Source organism: Flavonifractor sp. An52, assembly GCF_002159385.1.
GTDB classification, from domain to species: Bacteria; Bacillota; Clostridia; order Oscillospirales; family Oscillospiraceae; genus Flavonifractor; species Flavonifractor avicola.
In genome coordinates, this window is sequence record NZ_NFIB01000030.1 from 26,647 (window position 1) to 35,828 (window position 9,182).

General features: G+C 58.3%; 9 protein-coding genes, 2 tRNA genes and 2 rRNA genes. 6 read left to right on the forward strand and 7 right to left on the reverse strand.

Annotation, left to right across the window (positions count from 1 at the left end; genetic code table 11):
• Positions 1 to 2 precede the first annotated feature (2 nt).
• The 5 genes from B5G06_RS14455 (at position 3) to B5G06_RS11330 (ending at position 2,742) form a co-directional block, all read left to right on the forward strand.
• On the forward strand, positions 3 to 284 hold the full coding sequence (locus tag B5G06_RS14455) for a hypothetical protein (protein ID WP_242955469.1): 282 nt from the start codon (positions 3 to 5) through the stop codon (positions 282 to 284).
• Entirely contained in the window at positions 285 to 524 is a 240-nt protein-coding gene (locus B5G06_RS11315) for a hypothetical protein (protein WP_087189170.1), read from the forward strand.
• Between the two features lie 137 nt (positions 525 to 661).
• Positions 662 to 1,495 (forward strand): copper amine oxidase N-terminal domain-containing protein, encoded by an 834-nt coding sequence (locus B5G06_RS11320; protein ID WP_087189171.1) that lies wholly within the window; start codon positions 662 to 664, stop codon positions 1,493 to 1,495.
• 43 nt (positions 1,496 to 1,538) lie between these two features.
• Entirely contained in the window at positions 1,539 to 2,129 is a 591-nt protein-coding gene (locus tag B5G06_RS11325; RefSeq protein ID WP_242955470.1) for an RNA polymerase sigma factor, read from the forward strand.
• The gene (locus B5G06_RS11330) at positions 2,113 to 2,742 is read left to right on the forward strand and encodes a hypothetical protein (RefSeq protein ID WP_087189172.1); all 630 of its coding nucleotides are present in this window, start codon (positions 2,113 to 2,115) and stop codon (positions 2,740 to 2,742) included. The genes B5G06_RS11325 and B5G06_RS11330 overlap by 17 nt, the downstream gene beginning before the upstream one ends.
• Before the next feature lie 49 nt (positions 2,743 to 2,791).
• Here the strand turns inward: B5G06_RS11330 and B5G06_RS14070 are convergent, their stop codons facing one another.
• The 3 genes from B5G06_RS14070 to sfsA all read right to left on the reverse strand — a co-directional run bounded on the left by B5G06_RS14070 (position 2,792) and on the right by sfsA (position 6,148).
• The gene (locus B5G06_RS14070) at positions 2,792 to 3,487 is read right to left on the reverse strand and encodes a GNAT family N-acetyltransferase (RefSeq protein WP_158094706.1); all 696 of its coding nucleotides are present in this window, start codon (positions 3,485 to 3,487) and stop codon (positions 2,792 to 2,794) included.
• Positions 3,488 to 3,564: 77 nt separating this feature from the next.
• Positions 3,565 to 5,274, reverse strand: coding sequence for an ammonium transporter (locus tag B5G06_RS11340; protein ID WP_087189174.1), 1,710 nt, complete (start codon positions 5,272 to 5,274; stop codon positions 3,565 to 3,567).
• A 193-nt stretch (positions 5,275 to 5,467) separates the two neighbouring features.
• Positions 5,468 to 6,148, reverse strand: a complete 681-nt coding sequence (gene sfsA / locus B5G06_RS11345) for a DNA/RNA nuclease SfsA (protein WP_087189175.1) — start codon at positions 6,146 to 6,148, stop codon at positions 5,468 to 5,470.
• An 87-nt stretch (positions 6,149 to 6,235) separates the two neighbouring features.
• On the opposite strand from sfsA, the gene B5G06_RS11350 reads away from it, so the two are divergent.
• Positions 6,236 to 6,856, forward strand: a complete 621-nt coding sequence (locus B5G06_RS11350) for a DUF1643 domain-containing protein (protein ID WP_087189176.1) — start codon at positions 6,236 to 6,238, stop codon at positions 6,854 to 6,856.
• Between the two features lie 55 nt (positions 6,857 to 6,911).
• On the opposite strand, the gene rrf is transcribed toward B5G06_RS11350, so the two are convergent.
• The 4 genes from rrf to B5G06_RS11370 all read right to left on the reverse strand — a co-directional run.
• Positions 6,912 to 7,027: ribosomal RNA gene (rrf, locus tag B5G06_RS11355) — 5S ribosomal RNA — on the reverse strand.
• 128 nt (positions 7,028 to 7,155) lie between these two features.
• A tRNA-Glu gene (locus B5G06_RS11360) sits at positions 7,156 to 7,230 on the reverse strand.
• 2 nt (positions 7,231 to 7,232) lie between these two features.
• Positions 7,233 to 7,308, reverse strand: a tRNA-Lys gene (locus B5G06_RS11365).
• Between the two features lie 80 nt (positions 7,309 to 7,388).
• Positions 7,389 to 9,182, reverse strand: a 23S ribosomal RNA gene (locus B5G06_RS11370); the annotation flags it as partial.

A 9,182-nucleotide genomic window follows, 5' to 3' on the forward strand; every position in this document is an offset into this window, starting at 1 on the left:
ACGTGCAGTATGTTCCCCCGGAGGCTCGGAAAAGCGCAGAGGAGCTGTTCCTCCGTGTCCGGGTCCGCACAGGGGAAGGGGATAAAATCAATGTCAATCTGCCCTTGGCATTGGTCCGCATTGCCGCTCAGCTCAACCTCGACCTGCCTCAGTTCCGGGGCAGCGAATGGCTCCGTCAGCTGGACCTGAACGCCCTTCTCTCCCTCATTGAGGGCGGCGCACTGGGAAAGCTGGTGGAGGTAGAGAGCAGCAATGGCGATCTGGTGGAAGTCGTGGTGGAATAAATGCGTCTGCACATCAAAACCAAGGACTTTCGCCTCCACCTGCTTCTGCCCACCTGGCTTGTCCTGAGCAAACCAGGGCTCACCATTGCCCTGTGGGCCTGCCGCCGCTATGTGATGCTTCCCCCTCACCGGCGTGCGGAGGTATTCCGCCTGACGCGGCGGCTGCGGCGACAGTGCCGTGGCGTCTCTCTGGTGGATATCCACACCCAAGATGGCGAGGAGATCCGGCTCACACTCTGATATTCCAAAATGTCCGCTGCCTATGGCAGCGGACATTTTTTCGTTTCATGCAACATTTCCTTTCGCCCAGTTGTATCTAGGGTGTCACAACGAGAGAGCAAAGGCTCTCCCGCAATTCACCGGAAAGGAAGATTTCTATGAAAAAGCTTGTTCCCACTCTGCTGTCCCTGGCCCTGGCCGGCTCCCTCTGTCTGCCTGTTCTGGCCGCTCCCGTTGCTGTGGACGAGACCGCCTCTCCCTCTGGCTATGCTATCCAGGTCAACGGCGCCGATACCGAAATTCGGGGCAGCGTAATGGTTCCCCTCCGTGCTCTGGCGGAAGAACTGGGTTTCACCGTGACTTGGTCTGGAGAGCAGATCCGGGTGGACACCGGCAAGGTACACACTGATGTGACCCTTGGGGTGGACCGCTATGTGATTACCACCAGTCTGGAAGATATGGTGGGTATGAGCGCCCCCTTCTCTCTGGGCTGCCCTCCCTATGCGGTGAATGGTACTACCTATGTACCCCTGGCCCTCTTTGACGCCCTGCTGGGCAACCAGGAGGACGCCATCACCGGCGACAGCGGCACCATCTCCATCCAGACTGATCCCTCCACTCAGATCCCCAATCCCTTTGTGGAATGCGGCACGCTGGCGGAGGCCCAGGATCAGGCTGGTTTCTCTCTGAACCTGCCTGATGGCTGCACCCCGGAGCACATCTCTGTGCTGCCTGATCAGATGATCCAGGTCCTCTGTGAAGATAACCTCACTATCCGTAAGGCGGTGGGGCAGGAGGATATCAGCGGCGACTATACCGCCTATCCTCAGGTGGACACCCTTTCCTCTCACGAAACAGAGGTTACCCTGAAGGGCGACGGAGACACGGTTAAGGTTGCGGTTTGGACTACGGAGGGCTATACTTATGCCATTCAGAGCGCCGCCGGCCTGAGCCGGGACGCTATGCTCACACTGGTGGCATCCGTGGCATGACGCCAGCGTTCCACTACTACAGAAGGGGGAGGAGTCGATGGGAATGACCGCTGTTTGCCGCCTGAGACGGCCCGGCCTGCGCGCCCATATCCTACACGCCCTTCGACTGCTCTTTGCCCGGAAGCCGGAGGAGGAGGCCGTCCGGCAAACCGCCAACGCTCAGGCTGCCCGGATGCTGGACGCCTATGGCAACAGTATTCTACGTCTGGCCTATTCCTACCTTCACAATCAAAGTGACGCCGAGGAGGTACTCCAGGACACCCTGCTGCAATTTCTGCGTACCGCTCCTGTGCTGGAGAGCCCCCAGCACGAAAAGGCCTGGCTGCTGCGGGTGGCCGCCAACCTGAGCAAAAACCGGTTGAAGTACAACCGTCTGCGCTCCGCCGACGAGCTGCGGGACACGCTGGCCGCGGAACAGCGGGAGAACCTCTCCTTTGTATGGGAGGCCGTCAAGGCTCTTCCCCAACATTCCCGGGCTGCCATCCACCTTTTCTATCATGAGGGCTGCTCCACCGCCCAGATCGCGTCCATCCTGGGCCGGAAAGAGTCCACCGTCCGCTCCGATCTGCGCAGAGGCCGCATTCAGCTGAAAGAGATCTTGAAGGAGGCGTATGACTTTGGCCCGGAAATATGACGAGATCATGTCCCACCTTGTAGTGACCGATGCCATGCGGTCCCGCATCCTGGAGCAGTTGGAATCAGCCGGACAGCCTATCCCCTCCTCCCGCACCCCGCTTCTTCTGCGGCGTACGCTTGCTACCGCCGCCTGTCTGGCCGTAGTGCTGGCAGGGATCTCGATCCTGCCCCGGATTACCTCGCCCCAGCCTGTGGAGACCCCATCCGGCCCAATCACTGTGGTCCCAAATCTCCAGGAAGTGTCCTCCGCCCAGGCTCTCTCGGCTTTGGTTGGATTCTCCGTTTCCGACCTGGACGCGCTGCCCTTCCTGGTGGAGCAGAGTACCTATACCGCCTACGGTGATACCTTGGCTCAAATTCGCTGTGAGGGTGACTCCCAGTGGGCTCTCTTCCGCAAATCCGCCGGGACCGAAGACAACTCCGGCGATTACACCGCCTATGCCGCTCAGACCTCCTACGACCTGGATGGCCTGACCGTCATCCTGAAGGGGGATGCAGAACAGTCCTATGTGCTGGCTTTGTGGACCGACGGCAGCTACACCTGTTCCCTGCGGCTCTCCCAGCCGCTGACGGCGGAGCAGTGGGACCAGGTGATCTCCGCCAACCGCTGACAGCATAAAAGGCGGCCGCCGTGCCATGCACGGCGGCCGCCTTTGCCATTCAGTTGGGCAGCATCCGAAACCACTTGCTCCGGATACCCGCCGCCTTGAAGCCCGTCCGGCGGTACAGGGAAAATGCGCTCTCATTGTCGCTGGCCACCAGCAGCTTACACCGGTCAAATCCAGCCTCCGCCAACAGAGCCATAGTCCCCCAGAGCAATTCCCGCCCCAGGCCCTGTCCACAGACATCCTTTTGCAGCGCAATGCCCTCGATCTCCGGCACCTCCTGGGTCAGATCCAGCTCATACACCCCGACTCGCACCCCGTTGACCACCGCAAATCCACAGCGGTGGCCCTCCTCCAGAGCCCGGTCCAGATCCCGGGGGCCGTAAGTAGCAGAATTGGGCATTTCAAAAAAGCATCCATTGTGCAGAGCCAGCCAGGCCCCGCCCCGCTCCCGGGTCAGGGGCTCCAGGCTGAGGCGCTGGGGCTGGCCGGGCAGCTGGGACAGATCCCGCTGCAGCTCCAGCAGATCGCGGACAAACTCCAGCCGGCACTCTCCCAGGCACCCCTCCTCCAACGGTGCACTGGGGTCCCGAGAGGTCACAAGCAGTTCTGTTGCACCCAGGCTCAGCAGCTCCTGACGGCCCCGGCACAGCAGTTCATCCAGCTCTCCGGTCCGACAGTGCTGAATGACCAGATAGCCCTTCCCTTTTGCCGTGATTTCTGCGGCAAAGATTTGATAGGCCGACTCCATGTCCATTCCCCCCAGTGATGATTGCTACCAATATACCACAGCCCCCCGGACTTTGACAAGTCCGGGGGGCTGTCTCATTACTCCTCGCCCTGGAGGGCGTCATATCCGTGTTCGCCGGTACGGACCTTGACCACATCCTCCACATCATAGACGAAGATCTTGCCGTCGCCAATCCCACCGGTATGGAGCACCTGCTTGGCGGTATCCACCACCTGTGCCACCGGCACCTTGGACACCACGATCTCCACCTGTACCTTGGGCAGCAGATTCATGGTCATGGGCACGCCGCGGTAATACTCCGTCTTGCCCTTCTGGATGCCGCAGCCCAGCACCTGAGTTACCGTCATACCTGTTACGCCGATGCCGTTCATGGCGCTCTTCAACTCCTCAAACCTGGACTGGTTGCAGATGATGGTCACATTGGTCAGCTTGGCTTCCGACTTGGTGCGCTCCGCAGGCTGAGCACGCTCGGGGACCTGCACGGGCACCGGGCGCTCACCAGCCACATAGGGCTCCGGATAGGCGTCCGGCTTGGCCACCGCCGTCATGCTGGTGGACTGACTGAAGTCGGCATAAGCGGTAGGCAGGCCGTGCTCATGGATGTCCAGGCCCTCCAGTTCCTCAATGGCGGAGGCCCGCAGACCCACCGTGTGCTTGATCACCGTAAAGATGATCACCATAGTCACCGCCACCCAGGCAATGACGCTGACCACGCCCAGGCACTGGGTGAGGAAGAACTTGGGACCGCCGCCGTAGAACAGGCCGCCGTCCACCGCCAGCAGGCCGGTGAGCAGGGTACCCATGGCGCCGCACACACCGTGGACCGAAATGGCGCCCACAGGATCGTCGATCTTGGCCACCTTATCAAAGAATTCCACCGCCAGGGGAAGCACGATGCCGGCACAGATACCGATGATGGCTGCACCCTCCACAGATACCATGTCACAGCCGGCGGTGATGGCCACCAGGCCGCCCAGAGCGGCGTTGAAGGTCATGGAGACGTCCGGCTTCTTGAAGCGAATCCAGGTAAAGAGCATGGTGGTCACGCAGGCCACAGCAGCCGACATATTGGTGGTGACGAAGATGCTGCCGGCAGCCACCAGGGTGTCGTCCCCGGTCATGGAGACGGTGGAGCAGCCGTTGAACCCAAACCAGCAGAACCACAGCACAAACACGCCCAGCGCGGCGATGGAGAGGTTGTGGCCCAGAATGGCCCGGGGCTTGCCGTCCCTGTCATACTTGCCGATGCGGGGCCCCAGGATCTTGGCGCCGATGAGGGAGGCCACGCCGCCCACCATATGCACCGCGGTGGAACCGGCAAAGTCATGGAAGCCCAGCTGGGACAGCCAGCCACCGCCCCAGATCCAGTGGCCGGAGATGGGATAGACCACAGCGGAAATCAACAGAGAATAGATGCAGTAGGAAATAAACTTGGTGCGCTCTGCCATAGCGCCCGATACGATGGTAGCGGCGGTGGCGCAAAACACCGTCTGGAAAATGAAGAAGGCGAAGAAGGGAACCCCCTCCGGCAGGATGGCGGAATAGTCGCCCCGTACGAAGGGATCAAAGCCGCCTACCAGCGCCCCCGCGCTTCCGAACATCAGGCCGAAGCCCAGCAGCCAGAAGATGGGCGTGCCGATGCAGAAGTCCATCAGGTTCTTCATCAGAATATTGCCCGTGTTCTTGGCCCGGGTAAATCCCGCCTCACACATGGCAAAGCCGGCCTGCATGAAAAAGACCAGCGCGGCGCCCAACAGCACCCAGATTGTGTTCACTGACGAATACATACATTCATTCCTCCCTGAAAACAAAAACGCTCGCTTCGCCTTCCTCGGCGAAACGAGCGTCTCTGCTTGATGGACGCAGTGTATGCTCTTTTTCTGCATCTGTCAAGATTGTTCTTGCATATTTGGAAATAATTCAGAAATTTCCCTGCTTACAATCTCCATTTTTGCAAGTTTTCAATATAATACTTTCATTTTAGAGGCATACCTTTACTGGTTCCGCGATGGTCAGCGTATCCGGCGTGACCCTGCATCCCCGGGCCAGCACCTGGACACCTGCCCCGGCGGCCTTCCGCAGCGCCGCGCCGAAGGCCGGATGGGTCACATCATTGGGGGCAAAATCCTTCATTCCCGCCATCTGGATCACAAAGCAGACAGCCGCCTCGTAGCCCTCTGCCTGGCAGCGGATCAGCTCCTCCAGGTGCTTGACCCCGCGCTCCGTGGGCGCGTCGGGAAAGCGGGCGTGGCCGTCCTCCTCCAAAGTGACCCCTTTGACCTCCACAAAGCCCCGGCGCTCTCCCGCCTCCCAGTAGAAGTCGAACCGGGAGCTGCCCCAGGTGGTCTCCGGCCGCAGGAGAGTCAGTCCGGGCAGAAAGCCGCCTCCCTCCGCCCACTCCTGAAACACCTTATTGGGGGCCTGAGCATCCATATTGACCAGCAGCCGGCCCTTTTCCACAGCGATCAGATCATATCTGGTCTTGCGGGCCGGGTTGTCGCTCTCCTCCAGATAGACCGTAGCCCCCGGAACCAAAAGTTCCCGGCAGCGGCCGGTATTTTTCACATGGACCACCTCCAGCCCGCCGTCTACCTCCACATGGGCGATAAAGCGGTTGGGTCTGGCCTGGAAGATTCCCTTTTTCACACTTCGGTATTGCATTCTGCTTCTCCTGCCTGTATCCTGATAGGGTGAGTATACCATGGAGCGACGCGCCTCACAAGCCGTTCTTCCTCAGGAGGTTTTGATATGCATATTCCCGCCTGCGACACCGCCCATCAGGACATCCAGTCCTTTTCCCTGGCCTTGGAGGAGGCTCTGCTGCCTCAGGCCGATTACGACGTGGACCGCTGGCTCTACGTCCCCAACCGCTACTGCGACTACCGTTACATCCTGGGCACCCGGGGCAGCCGCCCGTTGATCTGCGTGGGCATCAATCCTTCCACCGCCGCACCCAACGATCTGGACAACACCCTGAAGTCGGTGGAGCGCATTGCCCTGGGCAATGGCTATGACAGCTTTATCATGTTCAATGTATACGCCCAGCGGGCTACACGCCCTGATGATATGGAGAAGGTGTGCAATCCCGCCCTGCACCAGGAAAATATGGCGGCCTTCCGCTGGGCCCTGGAGCAGACCAAAACCGGCGCTCCCGCAATTTGGGCGGCCTGGGGCGCTATTATTGAGAAACGCAGCTATCTGGCCGATTGCCTGCGGGACATGGTGGAGATCGGGAACGATTTGGGCGCCTGTTGGTATTCCGCCGGCGCCCGCTCCAAAAAGGGACATCCCCACCATCCCCTGTACCTGCGGAAGGACAGCAGCCTAGATTCCTTTGATGTCAGTACCTATATCAGCAGCTGTCTATGACGGCTGCTGATTTTTGTAAAGCAAAAAGCGGACAGCCTAAGCTGTCCGCTCTCTGTGTTGGCGTTACCTATCTTCCCGGTCCGTCTCCAGACAAGTATTTTCGGCGCAGGTGAGCTTAACTTCCGTGTTCGGGATGGGAACGGGTGGACCCTCACCGCAATCAACACCAACTTACTTTCCTTTGAAAAGAAAAGTAAGCAAAAGAAACTTTTAAAACTTTCTTCTCCTTACCGTTCTTCTCAACGATAAGTCATTATATTCTATTTTGTTCTCACTGTCAAGACCAATTTTTAAAAAATTGGTGACCCGTGCGGGAATCGAACCCACGTTTGCGGCGTGAGAGGCCGCCGTCTTAGCCGCTTGACCAACGGGCCATTGGTGCGCCTTCACGGATTCGAACCGGGGACCCACTGATTAAGAGTCAGTTGCTCTACCAGCTGAGCTAAAGGCGCATCTGGTGCTTTGTCAGCACCCTCAAAACCGAACAATGCAGTCTCCAGTACATCAGGCAAGCGCCTGCAATCATCATGTTAAGGTCAAGCCCTCGGCTTATTAGTATCGGTCAGCTGCATGCGTTACCGCGCTTCCACCTCCGACCTATCAACGTCATAGTCTACGACGTGCCTTACTCCCGAAGGATGAGAGATCTAATCTTAGGGGGAGTTTCACGCTTAGATGCCTTCAGCGTTTATCTCGTCCGTACATAGCTACCCAGCCATGCCCTTGGCAGAACAACTGGTGCACCAGAGGTACGTCCATCCCGGTCCTCTCGTACTAAGGACAGCTCCCTTCAAATCTCTTACGCCCGCAACAGATAGGGACCGAACTGTCTCACGACGTTCTGAACCCAGCTCGCGTGCCACTTTAATCGGCGAACAGCCGAACCCTTGGGACCGAATTCAGCCCCAGGATGTGACGAGCCGACATCGAGGTGCCAAACCTCCCCGTCGCTGTGGACGCTTGGGGGAGATCAGCCTGTTATCCCCAGGGTAGCTTTTATCCGTTGAGCGACGGCACTTCCACTTGCATACCGCCGGATCACTAACTCCAACTTTCGTTACTGCTCGACCCGTCGGTCTCGCAGTTAGGCTCGTTTATGCGTTTACACTCACTGCACGGTTTCCGTCCGTGCTGAACGAACCTTTGAGCGCCTCCGTTACCTTTTAGGAGGCGACCGCCCCAGTCAAACTGCCCACCTAACAGTGTCCCCCGACCGGATTCACGGCCGCAGGTTAGAAAACCAGCAAATCAAGGGTGGTATCCCAAGGGTGACTCCACCTAAGCTGACGCCCAGGCTTCCAAGTCTCCCACCTATCCTGTACATGATTTACCGATTTCCAGTATTAAGCTACAGTAAAGCTCCATGGGGTCTTTCCGTCTAGTTGCGGGTAACTGGCTTCTTCACCAGTACAACAATTTCGCCGGGTGGGCTGTTGAGACAGTGCCCAAATCGTTACGCCATTCGTGCGGGTCAGAACTTACCTGACAAGGAATTTCGCTACCTTAGGACCGTTATAGTTACGGCCGCCGTTTACTGGGGCTTCGATTCAAACCTTCGCTTGCGCTAAGCTCTCCTCTTAACCTTCCAGCACCGGGCAGGCGTCAGCCCCTATACGTCATCTTTCGATTTAGCAGAGACCTGTGTTTTTGGTAAACAGTCGCTTGGGCCTATTCGCTGCGGCCTCCCGTAGGAGGCTCCCCTTATCCCGAAGTTACGGGGTCATTTTGCCGAGTTCCTTAACAACCCTTCTCCCGTTGGCCTTAGGATTCTCTCCTCATCTACCTGTGTCGGTTTGCGGTACGGGCACCTTAGCATTCCTCACACCTTTTCTCGCCACAGAGCATCGCGGACTTCCCTACTTGATTTCGGTCCCTTACGCCCGGGTCAACCAACGCCCGGGTCCCGCTATCTCCATGTGTCAGTGTGCTTAAGGTTCGGTGGCTACGGAATTTCAACCGTATGTGCATCGACTACGCCTTTCGGCCTCGCCTTAGCTCCCGGCTTACCCTGGGCGGACGAACCTTCCCCAGGAAACCTTAGATTTTCGGCCATTATGATTCCCACATAATTCTCGCTACTCATTCCGGCATTCTCACTCGTGTAAAGTCCACCGCTGCTTCCGCTGCGACTTCACCCCGTACACGACGCTCCCCTACCCCGCACATTGCTGTGCAGCCCAAGCTTCGGTGTTACGCTTAGCCCCGTTATATTTTCCGCGCAGAGTCACTCGACCAGTGAGCTATTACGCACTCTTTTAATGAGTGGCTGCTTCTAAGCCAACATCCTGGTTGTTTTCGCAACTCCACATCGTTTTCCACTTAGCGT

Coding starts and splice junctions, on each gene's coding strand:
- B5G06_RS11325 (WP_242955470.1), top strand. CDS start 1,539: ATGACCGCTGTTTGCCGCCTGAGACGGCCCGGCCTGCGCGCCCATATC.
- B5G06_RS14070 (WP_158094706.1), bottom strand. CDS start 3,487: ATGGAGTCGGCCTATCAAATCTTTGCCGCAGAAATCACGGCAAAAGGG.
- B5G06_RS11315 (WP_087189170.1), top strand. CDS start 285: ATGCGTCTGCACATCAAAACCAAGGACTTTCGCCTCCACCTGCTTCTG.
- B5G06_RS11340 (WP_087189174.1), bottom strand. CDS start 5,274: ATGTATTCGTCAGTGAACACAATCTGGGTGCTGTTGGGCGCCGCGCTG.
- B5G06_RS11350 (WP_087189176.1), top strand. CDS start 6,236: ATGCATATTCCCGCCTGCGACACCGCCCATCAGGACATCCAGTCCTTT.
- sfsA (WP_087189175.1), bottom strand. CDS start 6,148: ATGCAATACCGAAGTGTGAAAAAGGGAATCTTCCAGGCCAGACCCAAC.
- B5G06_RS11320 (WP_087189171.1), top strand. CDS start 662: ATGAAAAAGCTTGTTCCCACTCTGCTGTCCCTGGCCCTGGCCGGCTCC.